This is a genomic window from Paraburkholderia sp. BGA-UO-ETr-F12 (genome assembly GCF_059567945.1).
The window spans coordinates 88,486-110,078 of the sequence record NZ_JCAQOZ010000060.1 but is presented as its reverse complement, the minus strand read 5'-3'; the positions used below and the strand labels follow the sequence as shown (position 1 = coordinate 110,078).

At 60.4% G+C, this 21,593-nt stretch carries 21 protein-coding genes; 8 read left to right on the top strand and 13 right to left on the bottom strand.

Annotated elements, in window-relative coordinates; genetic code table 11:
* Positions 1–396: 396 nt before the first annotated feature.
* From AC57B6_RS29175 to AC57B6_RS29120, 12 genes are all read right to left on the bottom strand, one after another.
* Entirely contained in the window at positions 397–3,063 is a 2,667-nt protein-coding gene (locus AC57B6_RS29175; protein ID WP_496422675.1) for a type I restriction endonuclease, read from the bottom strand.
* 340 nt (positions 3,064–3,403) lie between these two features.
* Complete coding sequence (locus AC57B6_RS29170) at positions 3,404–5,344, bottom strand: site-specific integrase (protein WP_496422674.1); 1,941 nt, start codon at positions 5,342–5,344, stop codon at positions 3,404–3,406.
* Positions 5,337–6,143 (bottom strand): DUF6710 family protein, encoded by an 807-nt coding sequence (locus AC57B6_RS29165; RefSeq protein WP_496422673.1) that lies wholly within the window; start codon positions 6,141–6,143, stop codon positions 5,337–5,339. The genes AC57B6_RS29170 and AC57B6_RS29165 overlap by 8 nt, the downstream gene beginning before the upstream one ends.
* A gap of 66 nt (positions 6,144–6,209) precedes the next feature.
* Positions 6,210–7,388: an AlbA family DNA-binding domain-containing protein gene (locus tag AC57B6_RS29160; RefSeq protein WP_496422672.1), complete on the bottom strand. Its 1,179-nt coding sequence runs from the start codon at positions 7,386–7,388 to the stop codon at positions 6,210–6,212.
* 193 nt (positions 7,389–7,581) lie between these two features.
* Positions 7,582–7,902: a hypothetical protein gene (locus tag AC57B6_RS29155; protein ID WP_496422671.1), complete on the bottom strand. Its 321-nt coding sequence runs from the start codon at positions 7,900–7,902 to the stop codon at positions 7,582–7,584.
* A 112-nt stretch (positions 7,903–8,014) separates the two neighbouring features.
* Positions 8,015–8,470: a hypothetical protein gene (locus AC57B6_RS29150; RefSeq protein ID WP_496422670.1), complete on the bottom strand. Its 456-nt coding sequence runs from the start codon at positions 8,468–8,470 to the stop codon at positions 8,015–8,017.
* Between the two features lie 604 nt (positions 8,471–9,074).
* Complete coding sequence (locus tag AC57B6_RS29145) at positions 9,075–9,359, bottom strand: type II toxin-antitoxin system RelE/ParE family toxin (protein WP_007182872.1); 285 nt, start codon at positions 9,357–9,359, stop codon at positions 9,075–9,077.
* Positions 9,356–9,634, bottom strand: a complete 279-nt coding sequence (locus tag AC57B6_RS29140; RefSeq protein WP_007182873.1) for a hypothetical protein — start codon at positions 9,632–9,634, stop codon at positions 9,356–9,358. Before AC57B6_RS29140 ends, AC57B6_RS29145 begins: the two co-directional genes overlap by 4 nt.
* 486 nt (positions 9,635–10,120) lie before the next feature.
* Positions 10,121–11,392 (bottom strand): hypothetical protein, encoded by a 1,272-nt coding sequence (locus AC57B6_RS29135; RefSeq protein WP_496422669.1) that lies wholly within the window; start codon positions 11,390–11,392, stop codon positions 10,121–10,123.
* A gap of 271 nt (positions 11,393–11,663) precedes the next feature.
* On the bottom strand, positions 11,664–12,692 hold the full coding sequence (locus tag AC57B6_RS29130) for a ParB/RepB/Spo0J family partition protein (protein ID WP_496422668.1): 1,029 nt from the start codon (positions 12,690–12,692) through the stop codon (positions 11,664–11,666).
* Positions 12,682–13,920: a ParA family protein gene (locus AC57B6_RS29125; protein ID WP_496422667.1), complete on the bottom strand. Its 1,239-nt coding sequence runs from the start codon at positions 13,918–13,920 to the stop codon at positions 12,682–12,684. The genes AC57B6_RS29130 and AC57B6_RS29125 overlap by 11 nt, the downstream gene beginning before the upstream one ends.
* Positions 13,921–14,571: 651 nt before the next feature.
* A complete protein-coding gene (locus AC57B6_RS29120) occupies positions 14,572–14,997 on the bottom strand; it encodes a hypothetical protein (protein WP_496422666.1) in 426 nt (141 codons plus the stop codon).
* Between AC57B6_RS29120 and AC57B6_RS29115 the strand changes: the two genes are divergently transcribed.
* The 8 genes from AC57B6_RS29115 (at position 14,977) to AC57B6_RS29080 (ending at position 21,090) form a co-directional block, all read left to right on the top strand.
* Complete coding sequence (locus tag AC57B6_RS29115) at positions 14,977–15,546, top strand: hypothetical protein (RefSeq protein WP_496422665.1); 570 nt, start codon at positions 14,977–14,979, stop codon at positions 15,544–15,546. The two genes, AC57B6_RS29120 and AC57B6_RS29115, sit on opposite strands and share 21 nt — an antisense overlap.
* A 100-nt stretch (positions 15,547–15,646) precedes the next feature.
* Positions 15,647–15,925, top strand: coding sequence for a ribbon-helix-helix domain-containing protein (locus tag AC57B6_RS29110; RefSeq protein ID WP_007182877.1), 279 nt, complete (start codon positions 15,647–15,649; stop codon positions 15,923–15,925).
* Complete coding sequence (locus AC57B6_RS29105) at positions 15,925–16,242, top strand: type II toxin-antitoxin system RelE/ParE family toxin (protein ID WP_496422664.1); 318 nt, start codon at positions 15,925–15,927, stop codon at positions 16,240–16,242. The genes AC57B6_RS29110 and AC57B6_RS29105 overlap by 1 nt, the downstream gene beginning before the upstream one ends.
* A gap of 236 nt (positions 16,243–16,478) precedes the next feature.
* A complete protein-coding gene (gene mnmH, locus AC57B6_RS29100; RefSeq protein WP_007182879.1) occupies positions 16,479–17,507 on the top strand; it encodes a tRNA 2-selenouridine(34) synthase MnmH in 1,029 nt (342 codons plus the stop codon).
* 250 nt (positions 17,508–17,757) lie between these two features.
* Positions 17,758–18,807: a hypothetical protein gene (locus AC57B6_RS29095; RefSeq protein WP_496422663.1), complete on the top strand. Its 1,050-nt coding sequence runs from the start codon at positions 17,758–17,760 to the stop codon at positions 18,805–18,807.
* Positions 18,808–19,134: 327 nt separating this feature from the next.
* Positions 19,135–19,398 carry a hypothetical protein gene (locus AC57B6_RS29090; RefSeq protein ID WP_496422662.1) on the top strand — a complete coding sequence of 88 codons (264 nt, stop codon included), beginning with the start codon at positions 19,135–19,137 and terminating at the stop codon, positions 19,396–19,398.
* A 14-nt stretch (positions 19,399–19,412) separates the two neighbouring features.
* Positions 19,413–20,132 carry a helix-turn-helix transcriptional regulator gene (locus AC57B6_RS29085; protein WP_458038200.1) on the top strand — a complete coding sequence of 240 codons (720 nt, stop codon included), beginning with the start codon at positions 19,413–19,415 and terminating at the stop codon, positions 20,130–20,132.
* On the top strand, positions 20,110–21,090 hold the full coding sequence (locus tag AC57B6_RS29080) for a fatty acid desaturase (RefSeq protein ID WP_496422661.1): 981 nt from the start codon (positions 20,110–20,112) through the stop codon (positions 21,088–21,090). Before AC57B6_RS29085 ends, AC57B6_RS29080 begins: the two co-directional genes overlap by 23 nt.
* Positions 21,091–21,161: 71 nt before the next feature.
* Here AC57B6_RS29080 and AC57B6_RS29075 read toward each other — a convergent pair whose 3' ends face one another.
* Positions 21,162–21,452 carry an Arc family DNA-binding protein gene (locus AC57B6_RS29075; protein WP_007182883.1) on the bottom strand — a complete coding sequence of 97 codons (291 nt, stop codon included), beginning with the start codon at positions 21,450–21,452 and terminating at the stop codon, positions 21,162–21,164.
* Positions 21,453–21,593: the final 141 nt, after the last annotated feature.

Below are 21,593 nucleotides of genomic sequence, written 5' to 3'. Positions count from 1 at the left end.
GCATTCTGCCGCAACCAGCCCTCTCTCAGCTTACTTCTTCAAGGCACGTCAAGTATTCGCTTCGCCGGGCTGGCGCCCGTACTTGACCCGCCAACCCACCCACTGAGAATTGAAAAGAGGCGGTAACAGCAGGCAGAACATCCTTCGCCGCAGGCTTTAGGAACGGTGCTCATGCGCTGGTCCAGGTCGTCCTGTGCCTTCTTCGCCTGGGGCTTCGTGTAGAGCTTGATGCTCTTGACGTCAGTGAGTTTGGGTATTTTCATGGCCGGTAACTGTGGGCAAGGTGAACACTCAAAGGAATTTCGATATCCCGGTCCATTCGTCGACGTTTGGCGGTCGCCGGGGCGAGGACTTGCCTTCTCCACCGGCAACAATTGCCCTCCGCAATCCGGTACCTTAATCGTCTGCGATATGGTCAACATAGGAGAGCGCCATCCGTCTGCGAATTGCGTCGATGCTTGTGACGGTTGCCAGGATCTTGTCCCCCACCTGCAGCAGATATTTTCTGTTGGAACCGGGCGGGTAGGTATCGTAGCGGATCAACCCCCAGACACCGGGTTCAAGTTCCACGATGACGCCATAGTCCCTGGTGCTGGTCACGATGCACTCCTGCTCTGAACCGATCGTATACTTCTGCTTTGCAGAGATCCACGGTGCCGGGACTAGCCCCTTTTCCCGCTCGTCGGTCGCAGCCCTGGCCGCAGTCAGATCGGTGAGTTCAAAGAAAGGGCTGCTGCTCAGATACGCATGGGGCAGCTGGTTGTACTTCGAGCGCATGTCCTCGAAATATTTCAGAACTTCCTGCGCGTTCTCCAGCATCGCCTCGTCCGAATACTGTGACGCGACATTGTTGATGCGGCCTGCGACCCTGCGTGCAACATCCTCGGTATCGAAGTAGGTATCCTCAGCAATCGCAGCCAGGTATGAAGTGTTCTCCAGCATCTCCAGATGCACGAACCCTGCTGGCGCCAGACGTATCAACATGTCGTCGCTGACCGAACTGATGCTGAAGTCTTCAGTCGTGATGCATTGTGCGGCAACCAGGTACTCGATTTCGCGCGTCAGCGCCTCGACCTTGATACCGAGCGGGGCCAGCGTCTCCTTCACCGTGGAAACGGGGAAATAACCGGGATGATTCGACGGACCGCTGTCGCTGAAATGTTTGTGCAACCAGCGAAGAATCGCAAGTCGCGTGAAGTAAAACGGCCGATCATCGCGCGTATCGGCCGCCAGAAGATTTTTCAGGTAGGAGAAGTCGCTATCGTAGTGTCGCCGATTCATCCTCAGCAGGACGCGACTCACGATGTCAAGCGGCAGCGTGTGCACGCCCTTTTTCTGCGTGATCTTGAAGATCTCGTCTTCACGGATGTGACCACTGGTACAGAACTCGACGAAGATTTCCAGCGCCTTCCGGATGTTTCGGCCGGTCAGCCCGACAAGCATGCGTCTGACGTATTTGTCGTGCTCGAAGATCGACGACAGGATGCTGGTGAGGTAGTAGGAAAGCTCGGACGCGCCATATTGCACCCGCATCCCGTTGGGCAGGTCATAGTCCAGAGTCCGGTTACCCTTGGATAGCTGGTTGAGCGCAAGCTGCACGCGTGTCGTCAGCACCTGGTGAAAAAGTGGCGGTTCGATGCGGAAAACAAAGTCCTTCAGCGCGGTATCGAGCGGAGGGGTGTCCCGGTAGTTATCGAACGTCTCGTCACGAAGCGGCAGCATGACCAGCGTACGGAATTCCTTCTGCATCCACTGGGCGACCTCGAACATCAGCAACTGGACTTCGCGGGTGCGCTTGTCACAGTTGTCGAGCACGGTGACGACGAGCTTGCCGCGCTCGGTGCCGCAGAATCGCGTGTACGCCTGTGCCGTCTTCTGCAAGTCGCCCTGTAGCGCAACCAGTGTTTCAGCGAGCTTCTGGTTGTAAAGCGGGGTATCGAGTCCGTACAGCTGGCCAATCCCTTTATTGAAGGCGTTGACCTCGACGGCATACAGCTTCCTGAGTGCGTCGAGGTTTTCGAAGTCGATGTCCCCGTAAGCAGTCTGGCACTCGGCAATGATCTGCTGGCGGACCCAGTTGAAGATCTCATCCTTGTTGGCCGGCGCGACGTTCATGTTGAGCCTCAGCCAGAGCGTCGTGTCCCTGAGCTCGTCCGACAGGGCAACCTCGCGCAGATGATCGATGAAGGTCGTCTTGCCGGATCCAACACTGCCGACGATGAGCAGTACCTTCTTGTCCAGATCCGTCGAATTGGCGAGCTTGCCGAGCAGTTCGGCCGGTCGGGCGGTATCGTTCAAGTCGTGCGCGTGGATCTCACTCGGCGGGCGGCTTGCCCGGATCACGCGATCGATTGGATCGACATAGCGCTCCCGGCGGCGGGAGGGCACGTACCCGTGTCGCGCGATGTAGGCTCGCTCTTCATAGGTCGAGGGATTGAAGATGTGGGAGAACTCGCTCTGAATCGCCGCGCCGAAGGAATTGTGGCCGATTTCCTCGTTCTGGACTGAGCCACCACCGAGGAGCCGGCGAGGCTTGCGAAGAACAGGGGGTCTGATGATTGCCAGCAGCTGGCGGTTGCGCTCGCTGACGGCCGTCTTTCCGGCCAGCCGCAGGATTTCTGCCAGCGCCGGCGAGTACACCGTAATATCTGCGAGCTGCGCCTTGACCTGCGGTTCAGCCTGATCAACCGGCCCGGCCCAGATCTCGGCTGCGTTGATGGCAATTACCACCTGGACGGGGTTGACGTTGGTGGGCAGCGCAGCGTTCAGTTCATTGGCGTACAATCGCGCTTCGCGGAATGCCTCGTCCAGTTCGACGCCAGGCGCCTTTGCTTCGATGACAACGTGCGGTAGACCACCAAGCACGGCCAGATAATCGGGAAAATAAAGCTTGGCGGTCGTACCCTTCCCGATCATGAAGCTTCTGATGTTTGCCTTGGTGGGCAACTCGGCGACGCTGTAGCCGAATCCATAGGGCTCGGGTGCGGTAAGCAGCGGCATGACCACTTTCTGTTCGACGTCACTCTCGTTGACCAGTGTGGCGAGATCCGGCAGTTTCAGCATGGGCTTTCCGTGTTTTCAGTGGTTAGGCACCGCTGGCCGGGGCGATCGGATAGTTGATGCGCCCCCAATACACGCAGTCTGCAGACAAGCTACTGGACAAACAAGTCCCTTGCGCAAATCTGGTCAGCGGATGTATAATCCAACGGCATACTATCTTTTCGCTCCTCACGTGTGTCTGATGTCCGTGAGGGATCCCATGAACATCCGAGGATTGACCCGTGAGCATTTAATCATGTGGCTTCGCTTAGATCAGGTGGTCTTGTCTGCACATCATTAAATAGCTAAGCGTTCCAGTTTTTCTAGAAGCCAGTCGCAATGACTGGCTTTTTTACATCTGGAGCTAGCCGGAACACGTTCCCTCGCCGTCATTGCCTGCGTAAAAGCGGGCCGCCGCCTCGAGCATGCGCTGCTGGCCAGCGCGCACGTAGATCGAAGTGGTCTGCAGCGAGGCGTGCCCAAGGATCTGCTGCACGACGTCGACCGGCATGTCGCGGGCGACGGCGCCGGTGCCGAAGGTGTGGCGGAACGCGTGCGCGGACGTGGCGGTGAGCCGCGCGATCTCCTCCGCCGGCAGGGCGCCGGCGGTTGCAAGGGTATCCGCGAGCCGGCGCAGTGCGCTGCGCACCAGCCGCGCGAGTGCATCGGCCGCGTACGGGGCCCCCTCCCCGTTGGCGCCGCCATGCCGGTCCTGTGCCGCCGGCGTGCCAGGAATCACCACAGGTGCGACCAGCGGTCCGCCCGCTCCCGCCATGTCGAAATCCCGCCCGCGATCGGTCCAGTGCACGCGCAGCGCGCGTACCGTCGCCGCGCTCACCGGCACGGTGCGCTGCCGGCGGCGCTTGCCGATCACGGTCAGGGCCCACACCGGTGCGGTCGCGGTCGAATACGGCGAGAGTCGCAGATCTTCGCGGCGGGCCGCCGCCGCTTCGGCGCGGCGCAGGCCGGAATCTCCCATCAGCAGGATGGCCGCGCGGGCGACGCGCCACTGGCGGGCCTCGTCGTTCCGCCGGTCCGCTGCATCGTCCGCCTCATGGTTTACTTCGGCCGCCCGGCAACGGACATCGAGCGCGATACGCACCGTAGTCCACAGCGGCGCCGGCAGCGCGCGTTCGACCTGCACCGCGACTTCGCGCGTCACGGTCGCCGGATCGGTCACCGCGGCCCACGGATTGCCAGCCAGATAGCGCACGTCCGTGAGCCACGCGAACGCAGCCCGCAACGTTCGCACCGCATACGCCTGGCTGCCGGCCGACAGCACACCGGTGAACGGCCGCCAGCGGCCACTCACGCGCGGACGCTTCGGGCCGGTGAACGCCGGTGCCGGATTCGCGAGGAAATCCTTGTACGCCTCGCAGTCTTCGACCGTGGTCGACGACACGGCGACACCGCGCACGATCACGGCCCACAGCACGAAGCGCTCGAGCTCACGGGTGTACGCGCGACAGGTCACCGGCCGGTCGCGATAGCGGTGCAGGTAGGCGTGGATCGCGGCGAGGTCGTGGGGCGCACGGATGAACGCAAACGCGCCCGCGCGGTTGGCGCCGCGGTTGACCGTCCCATGCGGCCCCTCTCCGCCCGACAGTTCGGCCGGCACCGCGAGCCGCTCGAACGGCGCGAGTCTCGGCGTCTCCGGCGGCCCGCCGATCACGATCGCACCGCCCGGTCCTTCGCCCCGCCCTGTACCGGGCTCCGGGACCAGCGGCCGGACGTCGACGTCGGCGTCGACGCGTGCGCCGAGGGTCATCTCGTGCCGACGTAGCCAGGCAACGATCGCACGGGCACGCAGCGGGCCGATGCGCGGCACCGAGCGCCACCAGCTGCCGCCGTGGCGGTTGCAGTAGCCGATCAGCTCACCGAGCGTCCCGATGCCCTCGGCCGTCAGGCGTTGCGCGACCAGCGGCCGGAACCACAGGCCCACGCCATGCGTCGGCGCGGGAGTGGCCACCGCCAGCTGCGCGGCCTGCTCGACCATGCGCAGCGACACGGCGGTCAGCTTCGCGCTGCCGTGCTTGCGGATGGAGGTTTTCAGGTGGTCGGCAAGCACACTGGAGCCGTTGATCAACGCGAGCCGCACCAGCTCGTCGCGCATCGTGCTCAGGTAGCGCGCCATCGCCTCGGGGGTCGCCGCGTGCGGGGCCTGCTGCGGATCGTCCGGGTCGTAATAGCGGCGCGCGATCACCACCGGTTCGATGCGCTGCACGAACGCGCGCAACGCCGCGAAGTCGGTGCGCGTATAGGTGCGCGGCGGCGCAACGGTCAGGGTCTGGAGCTGGTTAGCCATGGCCTGATGTCTCCAGCGTTTCGTCCAGTTGTTGAGCCACGTTGTGAAACGCAGGAAATCCCACCCGGATCATCAGCCGGCCAATCTCGAACACCGCTGCCGCACGTGGATCCCCGACCTCGCCGATCTTCCGGCCTGAGGCCGTCTCGAACCACGCGATGCCATCCGAGCGCACGTCCTCGAGCACGCAGCGCATGTCGCGGACCGCATTCGGCACGATCACGCCTTCGCCGGCCAGAATGCCCGCCATGATCGAATGATTGCCGCCGCCAACGGTGGCAAGGCCCCACGGCAACCAGAGGGTGACGGAATGGTTGCTGTCCTGCCGCCAGGCGCCAGTGTGGTGGCGGCCCCAAGGATCCGCGGGGTCGACTTTCGCGGCGCCGATACCGGCCACCGCGTCGACGTAGCGCCCATGATTCCATGGCCAGGGCAACACGGCGTGCCGGCCGAGATGCAGCTGGAACCGGCCGGGTGGCGTCTTCGCGCCGCGCAGGTAGCCATCCGCATAGAAGCGGTTGAGAACCGCTTCCCCAAAAAACGTTTCCAGGTTGATGTCAGGAATGGCATCAGTGCCGCGCTCGGCGACCGCCAGCAACGCTTCCGACTGGAAGGGCCGCACGATCGCATGGACCAGGTCCGCGAGGCCGCGGGGATTCTCGGCGGCGATCGCCTCGGCCGTCGCCAGCAGCTGCCGGAACCGCGCACCCGCATCGTGGCGTGAGTCAGCCTCCTGCCCTGCGGCAGTCGCTTCCTTGGGCCGGCGGATATCGACCAGCTTCCTGATCCACTTTCGCATGCAAGTCCTCGGGTGTTGACATCAAAGTCTTGTGTTTCGCGTCACAGGTGACGACCTGAAGGCGCGTCAGTCCGCCGTCGCAAAATCCGTCAGCGTGTGCGCGACACCAACCGCATTCCACAGCACGTCGAACGCGGGTCGCAGGACCGTCAGCGGATCCGCACCGAAGTCTTCAAGGTAGAGAGGCGGCGCTTCAATCGCGCCCAAGCCATGCAACGGAGCAACAAAATCTGCCCGCGTTGGCGATCGCTCGATGACGACGGTCGGTGAAACCATGCCGAAAACCCAGCTCAACATTACGTACACGGGCGGCACGACATCGAGCGTCGCGAGGGTCCGCATGATCGCCGGCAGACCCCGGCGCACAAGGGGGAGCTCATATACTTCGGGAAATAGCACCTCGCCCTGTTCGCGGTACAGGGGCGAATGCCTGAGAAGGTCCGTGTAGACCAGTTCTACCGCACCGTTGCGGAAGAGTTGCGCGAAGTCCTGACTCGCGGCCTCACGGTGCGGCAGGCAGATGAGGCCGTCGAGGTTGATCTGGACGCGGGACATGTGCGTCGTGAACCCGTCGCGCAAGGCGGGCGCGGCTTCGGCCAGCGCGTCGATGCCGTGCGTTTCGAGGCGCGTAAAGGCGGACACCGGCACGACGTGACAGACGCAGGCGGGCAGCTTGAGGCCGGCTGCAGGCTCCTGGGAGCGGACCAGGCGCGCGAGCGCATCATCCCGGAAGGCCAGCACCTGCTGGGCCAGCGACGCGCTGGCCGCGAACGCGTTGCGGATACCGTGCATGTCCAGGGGTTCCTTGCCGACCGAGGTGCGGGCGTAGAAGTGGTTGTCTTTCGTCACGCGGTGCGGCGCGCCGGGGCTAGGCGCGACGCGCAGCACCACCACATGGCCCCCATTCGCCAGTGGCACCGGGTGCGCGTGCAGACCGCCGCTCACGCGCGGCTCGAGCAGGTCGCGCAGCGCATTGGTCAGCGTAAGCAGTTCCGCGTCGAGGTTCGCGAACTGGAGCGGCACGATCCCCGCCGCGGCGCCGCCCTCCTCCAGCATACCGAGGACGAGGTCGCCGCCTAGCGAGTTCGCGAAGGCGCACACGTCCTTCGCGAGCTCGATGCGGGCGTCGCGGTCGGCGGGCCAGTTGCCCTTGTAGTCGAGCGTGCGGCTTTCGCGCACGCCGTGGTCGATCAGATCCAGGAGATCGGCTTCGGTGACGGCGTCGAGGCGGACACGTGGGATCACGGCATGGTTCCTTTGGGAGGGCAATCTCTTATTACAGGGTGCGCGTCACGTGGGGGCAACGTGAGCACCGGCACTTTCGGCTGATTCAGGCTATCGGCTACTTCGACAAGCTGTGGGGCGATCAGACGGTCGGCTGTCGTCAACGTTTGCTGGCGACCGCAGTCCGCACACGGCTTGCCGCAATCTTTCTTACTCATGGCTGTCGCGTCGCGGGTTGGAGCATGCCGGCGTCGACCAGATCATCGCGCACGGCATGCACAAATTCCGCAAAGGGCCGGTCGCCCTCGTAAAGCGCTGGCGCGTCAAACGCTGCTTCGACCTTCTTGATAGTCCACGCCTTCTGGAAGCCATCCCGCTCGCGTTCAAAGTCCTCGATCAAGGCATCGAGCTCCCGAATGATCACATCATAGGCATCAAAAGAAGGGTCGAGGTCCGCCCGGGCATTGAGCAGTCTTTCCCGGGCGCCACGGAGCGCATCGATCTTCCGCTGCGCGCGATCAGACAACCGCTTCATTGCCTCGCGCCTTCGATTGGGCCCGATCGGTCGCCAACGACCCGGCCGCCCCATACCGCTGACCGACCCATTGCCGCACCTGGTGGTGTGGAAGGCCGGTTCGTCGTGACCTTCATGGCAGGAGCCCTTGTTCTGTCAGCAACGCGTCCCAGTCCCTGACCGCCTCGTGGACGAGCGATGTTGCCGATCTTGCTGAGCCATCAGCGAGCGTGACGGTGTAGTCGACGTCAATCGGGCGGGGTTGACCGAGATGCACCGTGACATTCGTGGACGTCACATGGGCGCCAGTCCTGTCACGCTTGGTCCGGGTTAGATGCTTGGAGGCGTTGGCGAGGTCCGCGACGATGCGAAGGGACGGGTAAGCATCAACCAGCGCCGCGATCAACCTGCCGACGCCCGCGCCCGGATCGTTCTGGATCCAGTCCTTCAGGTGCCAGCAGTCCTGCATGAAGTGGTGAAGGTCATCGTCATATGCCACGGAGCTCGCGTACGGACCCGTCACGCGGGCGTATGACCGTTGCATGCGGTCATATTGGGCACGCCAGCCGGTGAGCGAAGGTGTGAGCATGGTCAGGGTTCTCCGAACGGCTAACAGTGCCGGCTGCGGTGGTATGCGCGCCCTTTCCGTTTTCCACTGGGGCCAGACCAAGGGTAAACCCTTGATAAACTGGACTGGCAGCACGACGTAACCGGCATTCCGCAGATTATAGGCATTAAACACCTGTCTGCTAATAACAATTAGCAGACAAGGCCTGCGATGGCAGAACGCCCGTTCCCGGCCGTGACGCCACCGCGACGCCCTCCCGGCGCCTCGCCCGGCTGACGTTGACCCCGCCCGGCGTGGCTGTCCCCGGCCAGCGACCGTGACGGCAGCGCGGTGTCCCTGCCTGCGGCGTCGATGCTGTGCCGCTAACCGGAGTTAGCGGCATTAACAGCGGACAGAAAAACGGTCCGCCTCAGTGGTATGAGCGCGGACCGGAGCGGAGCGGAGACGGCGGCCAGTCTGCCCGCCAGCTCCGCCCGGCGCATTGGTGCGGGAAACGCTCACACAACTAAAGTTGTGGCCAGATTTCGACAAATGTGGTGTTCATCCGCTGTCGACCGCGCGTGCGCCACCTTCGACGTTGGTTTCCGGCGCGATGGCGGTGATCGGCTCATCCGGGTCGCCCTAGCTAATCACGGATTGGCGGCCACCGGCGCGCGGTGTGAACCAGTGCCAGCACCCAGATTGTTTCGCCTTCGACCTCATACACCAGGCGATAGCTTTCGTGCAGTATCAGCTCACGCGTGCCGGCGATTTTTCCGGCGCGACCCATCAGGGGGAAGTCGGCCAGCTGCGCGACAACATCGCTGAATAGCTCGTCCATCCGGGCAGCAGCGCCCACGTTGTCGGTCGCGATGTAGTCCCACACGTCATCGCGGTCCTGTTCCGCTTCTGGCGTCCAGACGACCCTCACGCCTTGCCTGCCGCACTGGCGCGCCGGGCGGCGAACCTCGCTTCAACCTCATCATCCGGGCGGCCGCGGCCGGCACGCATCGAGGCGCGGCCGGCTTCGACCTTGCCACGCAGGAACTCATCATATTCGCGCGCCTCGCGCTGGCGCTGCACGAAATCGCGCATCAGCTCGCGCAGAACCTGCGACGCCGGCCGATGCGCGGCTTCGGCTTCGGCCATGAACTCGGCTCGTAGCTCCGGTTCGAGCTTCATGGTGAATACGGCTTCTTTCGACATGGGACAATCTCCATCAATAAATACTGACCAAGTATATACGTTTTAATTACCAGGTGCGGTCGCTGCCCTGCATGGTGTTTGACTGTTGGGCTCGTTTGCCCACGCGGATAGCCATGTCGGAATTGCCGGGCCAATCCAGATCGCTGTCAGGGTTTTCGCCACCTCTGTCAGGCGTGGCCAAATTGGCTATAACCCAAACAGCGACTATGACCCGCGACGTCGTGAGGAAGATCCGCCGCGCGACGTGGTTATGCCACAGCTGCACGAAGCCGCTGTCGGCGGCCCTGTTGCGTCAGGGCGTGGCAGGCAAAGGATGCGAGCCGGGGTTATCGTCCTTTCCGTGCGAATTCCGGCGGCGTCGCGTGCGCCGCGGCTCGCAACAAGGTTCGGCGACGAAACGGTTTCGTGTAATCGAAGGATGCGTAAATCGGCGATCGTCAAAGACTTTTTGGGGCGAACCGCCAGTTTTCAAACGATTAGCCCTACTCACACTGCACGTGCCAGCGCCGGGGAGAACCTACGCAACGCTCCTTTTAAAAGGGCCAGGTTCTCCGTGACAGCCTCGGTGGCGATGCGCGGAGCATCGACAGCCGGGAGAACCGACGAGGTCGCCCGACAGCGCGCTTGGGCAAATGCTTCGAGATCATCCGGCTGTGCTGGTCGGATCTGACCGTTCTGGAGTGCCTTCGCGAATCGCAGTTGCCATTGACCCGCCTCGCGACGTGCGACGCCCTCCTCCACGTTGTAGACCAACAGCGACAGTCCGTCAGCATCGACGACGAGCTTGCGCTCACCGACAGCGTCGACGAATGACTGACCCGCGACCTCGCGAACCAGCGACTCGGCTGCCTCTTGGTCCTCGACCGCAGCACGCGCGGCGATTTGCTCTGCGTAGCGGGTGCGGATCTGGAATGAGAAATCGGCGGTGCTGGTCAGGAGGGCGCGCAGATAGCAGATGGGCCGCTTGGCTTTCTTGAGATGCTCCCACGTTGCTTCGACAACATCAGACAGACGCTTGCCCTGCTCACGTGCTTCGCGCATCAGTTTGAAAATCAGGAAATCCCGAAAACCCAGGGACTGCAGACGCTGAAGGTCCACAGGCACCTGCCCCGGTTGTCTCTTTTGTAAAGAGGTGGGGAAAAGATTCTTATATATACCACCGTCTGCCACCTTGGCAGACCGATAGGAAAATGCTTCAGCCGCTGCAGTACCGGCTTGCTGAGCTCTGACATTGGTGCTGGATGAATCCACCGAATCAGCCTTTTTTGCTTCGACTGGCTGAACAGCCGGGATTGGCTCTGCTGCCAGCCCGAGAATGATGGCGGCACGTTCGGTCAGGTGAAGATAGGCGCGACCAAAGAGACCCGCCTGCACGTATCGGCGTTGCGGTGGCCGGTCGATCAGACCTGCGGTTTCTAGATCATCGAGGCTTCGGTAGAACGTCCGTTCCGACTGCATCGACCGTTCCGTCAGCAACTCACGTCGGGCGTAAATATGACCGTAGGGGTTAGAGGCGTCAACGGTGCGTGCAAGTGCAGCCAACACGGAGCGCGCCCGGGCAGGGATCCCATCGAGGCGCGAAGCGCGATGGACGGCCCGCAGGATGGCCCAAGGCAGGTTGACGGAATCGGAACTCAGAGCGATCGCGTTGCTGTCCTCGGTTGCCTGAGGAGCAGGGGAGGCATCGCCGTTTTCGGTTTCGGGCAAGTCCGGGCGTAACCCTACCTCGCCAGCAACGAAGTGTTGCGCGATAGACATATCCAGCGTCCATTTCGTGAAAAATGGATGGAGTACGCTTGACTGTCTGATTCGATCGGCTACACTTCGAGGTGTCAACGCTCAACCCGATTTGCCGTCGGGAAGTGCAGCCGGGCGAGTGAACAGCAAGCCCGTATTCAAAAGCCTCCAGCGCCAACTGGAGGCTTTTGTCTTTTATGCCCTGCGATCAATTCATCTTGCGATCCCTTTTTGCGTCGAGCTGAAGCCGTTCGCGAAAGATTCAAAGTTCAAAGTCATTGATTTTAAACAACTATTTTTCGGCGACCTCTGTCTGCTCCGTCTGAGTCGCCGCTGCGCGCTGCTCTAGAACTTCCTTTAGCGCCGACTGGACCGCTTGAGCTTCAGCCTCCGACTGGAACTCCAACCGCACCACATTCTTGGCCTGACGCACATCACAGTACGTGCCCCGCCCTGCCTTGATCTTGAAAGACGTCGCCGCAGGCGTCGCCTTCTGCTTCGCGGGGTCCGCGCTTGCGAACTTCACCGCCTGTGTTTCATCCAGTTCTTTGTTCGCCAGCCGCCGGGCTGCGAGCACAACCCGATCTGCCTTTCCGCTTCTGACCAAGCGCGCCAGCGCATAGCCAGAAGTCGCGCCCATGAGGGCAGGCTTCTCGTTCAGAAGGGCCAGAACTTCGGCCGGGAGATCGTCAAACGCCATCAGTGCGGAAACCATCGATTCGTTCACCCCGGCCTGCTCTGCCATCTTGGCCTGGGTCATGTCCGGGAAGCGTTGGCGGATGTCCTTGAAGCCGAGGTACTTCTCGTAGTCGGTCAGGTCCGACTGCAACAGATTCGCGTAGAACGCAGCGAGCGCTGCTTCGTCCTCGCTCGAATCGTCGTCCAGTACGCAGTCGATTTCTAGCCGACCTAGCTCCCGATAGGAGTCCGTGCGCCAGTGTCCCGAGACGATTTCAAAGCCGCCTTCGACGCGAGGCCGGATGCCAACAGGCGTGGCCAACTTGTTGTGCCGGAGGTTCTCGCGCAGTTCGACGAACGCCTCTGGCGACTTGTAACGCCGCCGGCCCGGGACTTCGTGTAGGTCGGTCAAGGGCACTTTCATCGAGCCCTTGCCACTGCGCTTGGCCGCTTCCAGTTCTGTTTGCAGTTGCTGGATCCGCTCCTGATACTCACGTGCTTCGAGACGGAAGGCGCCCAATTGCGCCGGCATGGTCGCCGCGCGCAGCGCTGCCTCGGGAGGGCGCGCCGCAGCCGCAGACTCTGCTCTGTCAGCGACCCCAGCCGTGCGCGCCATCAGGCGTTCCTTCAACTTACTCGACATTCGCTTTCTCCTTCTCCTTCAGCAACTGCGCGGCCCACGCACCTTGAATATGTCCTTCGATCTCGTCGACCATGGCATCGAACGAATCAATGGCGCGGGTGTACTGTCCCAAGGCCTGAACGTCGTAGATGGTCTTGAACTCAGCTGCTGCGTTCTTGACCACGTCCGAATCCTGAATCTCTGCCCGACCCAGCAACTCCGGGTAGGTCTGCTGAATCCATGACCGAACGACGTCGGTGGCGTCAACCCGCGGCTTCACCTTCGAGAGGAAGATGCTGATAAATGCAAATTCCTTCTGCACGTCGCGGTCGTCGGCCAAGGCTTTGAACAGATCTGCAAACTGCCGGAAAAACGACGCGCTCGAGGCGTAGTCGAGAGTCTCGGGCGGCAGCGGAACAATCAGGCCGTCGCTCGACATGAAACAGCTAGTCGCGAGGTAGGCAAGGCTCGGAGGTGTATCGATCACGATCACGTCGTACTTCTCGCGGATCGGACCCATCGCCCGTTCCAGAACCTGCCAGAACTGGTAGTTCGGATCCTTCGACTGCCGGTTCGGCAGGTAGAAATCCGCGCCAAACAGAGCAGGGCAAGCCGGGATGAAATCCAGGTTGTCCCAGTAGCTCGGAAGGATGGCGTAGTTCAGGTCCGGCTGTTCCTCGTAGACGAGCGGCATCACCGTCATTTCTTCGGTGACTTCCGGCGTCGGAACGTAGCCCATGAGCGTTGTCGACGAAGCCTGTGGATCGAGGTCGATCAGCAGGACTTTGTGACCATGAAGGGTCAGGCCCTGAGCGATTGCCACAGCGCTGGTCGTTTTGCCAACGCCGCCCTTGAAATTCCCGATGGCCATCGCGAGGCCGAGCGCCCCTTCCGGACGGCGCTTGTACGGCGCCGCGAGACGAATGAACTGCTGTGCTTCCGCGAGCGTGAACTCACGATTGCGTCCATTGCCGGTAAGGGTGCCCGTGGGATACTCTCCCTTCTTGTTACCCCGTGTACACAGGTACTGGATCTGGGTGCGCTCGATCTTGCAAAGCTTGGCCACGCGCGACGCCGTGAGCATGGGCGCCATCTTTCTGGGCCAAGGCTCTAGGAGATCGTCGCGTAGCTGCGCGAGCGTCGCCTCTGCCCGGTCAGCAATGGCGATCAGTTGGTCGATACCAATTGCCTTGCGAGGCGGCGGTAGTTCCTTAGTAACCATGAGGTACCTGCGAATTGGTGTTGTCATCGAAAACCGCGAAAATCACCAAAGTTCGATGACGCGCGATTTCGGCGAATAATAGCCGGTAAACTCGTAAACTTGAAGGTTTACTTTAGGTATTTGTTGCGAAACCAGTCACACAAGGATTCCGAGTCTCCGCGCGGGAAAGTTGGCCGAGGTTGGAAATCGCCGAACCGAAGTAATAAAAATGTAAGAAAACCGCGCGCAAGACTGGAACGTGCGCTCGCCCGATCGGATTCAAAGTTCAAAGTCGTTGATTTATTTGGGACTATTTTTTCGGAAACACCTGTCTTTAGCCGCGTTCGGTGTGCTTTCCTTGGCTCCCGCACGGGCGACTTTATGGCCGCGTCCGTCACTCTGCACTCGTCGTTCAGCTTCTCGCTCGCCCACACCATGCCGAAACACACCGGGGGCGACGCAATCACTCCTCGTTCGTGTCGTCGGTTCCCATCCGCTCGGCTTTGCAACCCCGTCAGTCGAGTTCTTACGTTTTCAATCACAAAACCCGCAACCAGTAGCTATGCATTAGCCGAATTCACCTGGCCACCGCCAATCTCCCCTTGGATCATCTTTCGCGCTGCACATTTGCACGGCGTCCCCGCGCCTGCTCTCCGTCCCCGCCCGCACTGCCGACGCTCATCACCCTTACGCTGCGGTTTACGCGCGCCGCGAACTGCTAACCGGCCGCGACGTAATCCATGCGCGTTCTATCGTAGCCTCGATGATCTCGAAGCCGCCGGCCTGATCGTCCGCCCTCCACAGAGACGCTATGGCGAGGCAGGCCTGTTTGGTCGCGCTTACCTCCACCGCACTGAACAGATTGCCCAGCTGCTCGGTCTCGTCAACGCGCCGGCCATCGCCAGCGCCCCCGAACCTGATCACCATGACGCAGTCACCCCCGAGGTCCTTTCCTTGCAGCAGCCGTCTGCCAGCGAGGCAGACGGTGCTATATATAAGCATCTTTACCCTGCTTCTTCTCAGAAGAGACAACCGGGCCAGCTCCCCAGCGACCTCGAGCGCCTTCGCCGCCTGGGATTTCATGAATTCCTGATCTTCAAACTCATGCGCGAAGCCCGCGAGCATCAGAAGCTACTTTCCGATGTGGTTGACGTTGCCTGGGACCACCTCCGCAAAGCCCAGCGTCCCATCAACTACCTGCGCGCGCTGCTGCGCTCGACCGCTGATTTCGCCTGGCAGGCTCGCAACAAACGGCAGGCTGCGGCCCGACGCCACGAAGCCGACCAGGAAGCGCTCCGGGTCGCCACCGTGGTCCAGCAGAATGCCGGCGGGATCTTCTTCGACTGTAATTCCTCGCGACGGATCAGCGTCGCCAGCGACGCCAGCATGGTCACCGCCCACGAATGCGGGGAGGCCGCACCACGCGTTAGCGCCGGAAACTGGCAGGTCAATTTCGTTGCCGCGATCGAAAGCGGACACCTCGTTCCGGCTACGACGGAGCGGGAGGCGGCATTCGAAAGCAAGCGGCAGCGGGGCAGAGAAGACCGGCAGGCGGCACCGCGTCTTCAACCCACCCACGCGATGCCGCGGATTCTCACCGAGGAGGCAGGCGAACGGCTTGCCCAGATGAAGAACTTGCTGCCTGCAACCGTTGCCGGAATTCGTGCACACTGACGCCGTGAGGGTGTGTGGGTACTTGTCGACATGCAGACGCCTTGCAGGTGTGGAAGGCAAAGTGTAGGATTAAATCCTACTCTCAGAAGGGAGACTTCCCGTGCGATCAACCCAACAATTCAGCATCACGCTGCCCAACGAAATGGCCGAGGCAGTCAGGTCCAAGGTGGCGGCTGGCGAATACGCGACGGAGAGCGAAGTGATCCGCGATGGACTCCGGGCGCTGCTCGCGCGTGACCGTGCAGTGGAAAGCTGGCTGCGCGAGCAAGTCGCGCCCGCCTACGATGCGCTAAAGGCTGACCCGTCTCGCGCCATCGGCGTCGACCAGCTGCGCGCATCGCTTGCCGCTGAACACCGCAAGGCCATCGAAAAAGCGTAATGTCCTATACCGTCGTCTTTACACCGGAAGCGCAGGAACAGCTGCTCGAGCTCTATCGCTACATTGCGGCCGCAGCCTCGCCGGTGACCGCGGAACGCTATATCAGCGCAATCATTACGTACTGCGAAGAGTTGCGGACATTTCCGCATCGGGGCAATCGCCGGGATGACATTCGCGAGGGCCTGCGCGTCACGAATTACCGCAAGAGGGTAGTCATAGCTTTCGACGTCGACGCGGAGCAGGTCTCTGTGATCGGCATTTTCTACGGCGGACAGGACTACGAGACGGTCTTGCAGGATGACACCGACGACTCCTGACTCAGCCTGCAAGGTTTTCCGCCCACGCTCCACAACAACTATATCGGCGAAGCCACTCCCGCTGTTTGTTTGAGCCGTCGAGGTGATCTAAAGAATCCTTGAAGCCACCCGATATTCGCGAGAGGCATTCAGTACACGCACATCGTCGCGGGTGCTCAATCGCTCGACGCCTTGGATCTTAACCGGTTGGCATAGAGCACATTAGTTGTACGCCAAAAACTACAGGGTAGGTGGGCATGTACCGATTCGAAGATTACGACCTTATCATCGACGCGCGCAGCGAACGCGAATACGCCGTGGATCACATCCCCGGGGCGATCAACCTACCCGTGGTCAGCAATGACGAATACGCCGAGGTCGGCACCCTGCATCGGACCGACAAAATGCGGGCCTATCTGATCGGTGTTTCCTATTCGCTGAAAAACATTTCACGTCACCTTGACACCGTAATTGCGGCCCGCCCACGTCATGGCAGGGTGCTTGTGTATTGCTTTCGCGGCGGAAAGCGCAGTCGCCTTTGGTTTGATGCTCTCGATACGATCGGCTATAAGGTGGACCGCTTGCCGGGTGGCTGGAAGGGCTATCGACGTTGGGTCAACGAGCAACTGGCAACGCAGCCACGCGAGTTCTCGTATGTGGTCCTGTCAGGTTCGACTGGTTGTGGAAAGACTCGATTGCTCGATCAACTCGAAGCCGTCGGTGCGCAGGTGTTGAATCTGGAGGCGCTCGCGTCTCACCGGGGTTCGGTCATTGGTGCGATACCTGGTACGCCGCAGCCGACGCAGAAATACTTTGATAGCCTGCTGCAACAGAAGCTTAGTACCTTCTCGCCCGGCCGCCCGGTGTGGGTGGAAGCAGAGAGCAAGAAGATTGGCAATGTACAGTTACCGCCGGCGCTGCTCGAAACAATGCATATGAAGGGCAAGCTTGTCTGCGTGAATACGCCGATGGCCCAGCGAGTCATATTGTGGCGCGAGGATTATCATCATTTCGAGCAAGATCCGGACGCCTTTGTATCGAAGCTCGCCTCTCTACGGAGCCATGTCGGAGGCAAAGAGTTTGCGATGTGGCAGGAAATGGCCAGATCACGGCAAATACCCGAGTTGTTCGAGCGGATCATGGTCGCGCACTACGATCCCGCCTATGCGCGGTCGACGCGGCGCAGTTATTCCGAACTTGCAGATGCACCAGTCATTGACTTGCAGGAACTGTCGCCTGACAGTCTCCGCGCCGTGGCGCTTGCGCTCATTCAGCGCTTCGGCTAACCGGCCCGTTCGCTGAAACTGTTTCATCGCCAATTACGCCAGCGATACGGGTGGGATAGGGCATATTTGCCACATCACTTATGCAATAAACATAGGTGTGCAGAGAAATTTCCGCCTTATAGCAGTAGGCACCTTTCTTCGTGTTTCCGTTTGTAACTGAATTGGCGGAGGCAAAGGAAGGGCGCGTATGGTCATATCTTATGAATTGATCTAATCGGGACAGATTGACTGATTGGGATTTCTTCGGAATATGACCACGACAATCGAAGACCGCATGATCTTGCTCCTGAATGAGCAGGCGCGCCTCGCGCCAGGTGAAGACGAAAGGCCAGAGGGGGCGTTGCGCAGGGCATTCGGTACTCTGCTCCCGAGGCCCGAGCCTGGCCGGGGTTACTTGGAACGGCTGACGGAATACACTCGTATTTCCGTTCAGCGCTGGCGTAAGGTGTTTCATCGTCGACAACGACCCACGCCAGACATGATCGAGGCGCTGGCACGTCTTTTCCCGCACTATGCTTTTTGGCTTGTTACGGGCATTACAGACGCGGCTAATGGCCATGTTGCACCGGATAACGCGCAAACATTTCCGGAGCGCCTGTATGCGCAGTCAGATGGCGCATCCCAGTATTTCCGCAAATCACTGGTTCTATTTCGCAGACTGTTCGAGGAGTCGGGCGTCAATCTGGAAGATGACCATCAGCGCATGTATGCGGCGGAGCGCACCAGGCCGCTCGCTCACTGGCACGACAGCCCGCTTGTCGATGCGGCTTACCGGATCTCTCAATCGAGGGAGTACTGCGAACTGCGTGAGATCTGGGAGTCCCGCGAGAAGTACCGGGCTGATGACCTGAAACGCATTTGGCCAACATCCCCTGACGATCGGCCGTGGGTTCAGCGCGCCAAGGATGCAAAGGAACAGGGGCTTTCGTTTCCCATACTCGGCGTCGATCCCCGCACAGCGCACCAGGACCACTGCGATCTTTACTACGTTCCGCGAGCGCCTTGCCCAACGCGCTTCGCATTGAGCGTTCTAAACACATCGCCGGCGGAGTTGACTGGCGAGGAGTTGGAGTGTCTGCGCACGTGGCTGAAGAAGCTGCAGGACGATGACCTGTCCGTGTTCTTTCAGTATCTCGAGCATCATGGCATCGACCGCGAGTTGATTTTCCCGTGGGAGCCCGGAACCATACGATTCGCGTGGCTCGGGATGGCCGAGTCCGAGATAGACCGGTTCGTCAATTACGTGCAAAGACTTCGTTCGAGTCGACCGCGCGATACGTATCCAGCACGGGCTGGATGAAGGCTGGCGCTGCGCTTGGGTGCATGAGGTGGCCCGGCGATTCGCCGGAGCGAAGGTGATTTCTTGGATTGGGAACTATGAGCGACTGTATTAGCATTGTGTGCCCTTCTTGTGGGGCCGATCACGGTGATGATGGATGGGAAGTTTTGCAGGAAAACGAAGTCCATCGGATGAGGTGCGAAGTCTGCCGCGCGGAATTTTTCGTCTCGATCTTCGAGTGCGAAAGATGTGTGGCAGACAATGTGATTTCGGCTCTGTCCGATCATGAAGTCAAGAATAGGACGTGTCGTGCGTGTGGACATCGCCCCGAGATCGAAGGCGAGGATTATGAAGAACCTTGTCTATGAGCGAGCTGTTAGCGCCGATGCCGAGAAGGTGGGCATTCGCCTCTATCAGGTGCCAAGCGGTTTCATTGCGGAAAGGTATCTGATTCAGGGTGACGAACTGATGCTGGTTCAGATTTTGCCGGTTTCATCAAAAGGCGAGTTTGAAAAGTTCGTGCTTTCGGACCCGCATCATTCGGTGATGCGGGCAATTTATATGGAAGTGCGAAACATTGTCTGGGCGGATGGGGTTGGTGAAGTAATCTAGACGGATCGATCGTAATGGAACTGAGCTTTGATGCCGTTATAAACGCAGCGGATGAATTGGAGTTGATACCGCTTGTTAGGGACGCGATTCGTTCGAAGGGGGCCGAATGGTTTGTGTTCGTTTCGTTGCATCCTACCGATCATTCAGCCAGCCGTTCCACCCATCGATTCTTGATCGGTTGTCGCCCTGAATGGTGTCAACTGTACAACGCGAACAGATGGTATCTGACGGACCCTTGTCTCGATTACGCACGATCGAACACGGCGCCAGTGTTGGGTTCGGAGTTGCCAGTCCGGACCGTTGGGCAAAAGCGGATGCTTGAGGTGGCCGCGGAACACGGGTTTTTCAGCACATTCCTCATTCCTGCGCACGCTAGCGAGAAAGGGCGGATTGGAGCTCTCTACCTCGGCTCGAGCACGAAGCCCGAGGAAGGTGAGCCGAAACTCAGGGAGGGGAGAGCATTTTTCCGGGCCCTGGCACTGGAGCTTCTCGATTGGTCATCGCGAGCAGTGCGAGAAGATGCGATCAGGAAATGCGGCCTTTCGCACCAGGACGTGCAGTTGATTGGATTCGTCAGATCTGGCTTCAACGCGGGTGCGATCGCCGACGAGCTGAAGGTGTCTTCCACAACTGTCTATAGGCAGTTCCAACGGATCAACGAAAAGATTGGCGTTTCGCACATTACCGCGGCGGTGCGGTTTGCAGAAGAAAATGACATCTTTACGCACCAGTAAGGGCGGGTTCTGGCTATCGACGCTATTACCAGCGACTGCGGCGGCATTGTTCTTTTACCGGCATCCCTGGCTGTTTTTGCTGCTCCTGGTTGCGGTGGTTCCGGCCGCTGACGCGCTTATCGGGCAGGACGTGGGGGGCAGAAACCAGAGGGCGAGCCAGGCGCCGATCGGGGCTGTGGTTCCGGTCACTTACATTTGCGTGTGGGGCGTCGCGGTGCTTGCTGCCGTCGAAAGAGCGATGAGCGCGAGACCGCTGGAGTTTGCCGGACTGGTGATTGCCTCCGGAGTGGTGAGTGCTTTTGCGATGGCGCACATTCATGAGGTAATGCACCGGGGCGGGCGCCGGTCCAAGTTGATCTCCGACGTAGCGCTAGCTGTCGCCGGATACCCTCACTACCGAGTCGTACATCAACTCCACCATGGTCACGTCGGAGATCCGCGATACGGCTCAACGGCCCATGTTGGCCTGTCGGTTTGGTGTCACGTCGGCCGCTCCTTTTTCTCAGCGCTGAGATCCGCTATCGCTTACGAGCTGGGCCCGGCCCGCAGTTGGAGGGAAAGCCGGCTCCTGCAGATCGTCTTGGTCAGCGTAGCGGTAGTGGCTCTTTTCGCGTGGTTTGGTGGCTGGCATGGGGCCGCCTTCTACGTCGGGCAAGGCGTAGTCTCCGTTTTCGTCGTAGAAACGGTTGGCTATCTGCAGCACTATGGCCTGTGCGGCAGTCCTGATCAATTGGAAAATCAGGTCGCGTGGGATGTTAATTTCTGGCTGTCCAACCGGTTATTCGTAAATAACGGTCTTCACACTCACCACCATCTAGAGCAGACGCGTACCTATGATCGCCTGGTTCACGCCGGGAGAGCGCTTCCTGGCGGCTATCTGCACATGTTCGGCCTGGCGTTAATTCCACCGCTCTGGTTCTCGGTCATGAACCAGAGGCTGCCAAACGCAAATGACTAGCATAAAACGCTGCCGGTAGCAAGGCTAAGTGGGCCTCTTGAATTCGTCACACCATCTGCCGGAAAGTGTCACTACGGTGTTGTCTTGGTAGTGCGCTTGCGTGCGGCAATAGCGAGCATGCGTTCGGCGAACATCGTTATCTCGTCTGGGGTCATGAGTTCGGCGAGAGACATGGTCGTGACGGTTTCACGCATTTCGTCGACATCGGTATCGTCGCGGAGGACGCTGAGCCCGGGATAGGTCGACTCCAAACGAGCGACCAGCTCAGCGTTGAGTGGGCGCCGATTCTTCGTGGCGGATTCCTTCAACTGGTAGTAGAGGGACCACGGTAGCCGGAATTGTGAGCGGTAGCTGTCTTTCATAGTGACATTTGACACTATGGTGGCGCTGGAATATAGTGACACGGTGTCACTATATAGTAGTGACAAAAAGCACTAGAGGAGAGGGAATGGGTGACATCGTTCGCTCGCAGTGTCGACTCCCCCGAGAGCTAAATGAGTGGC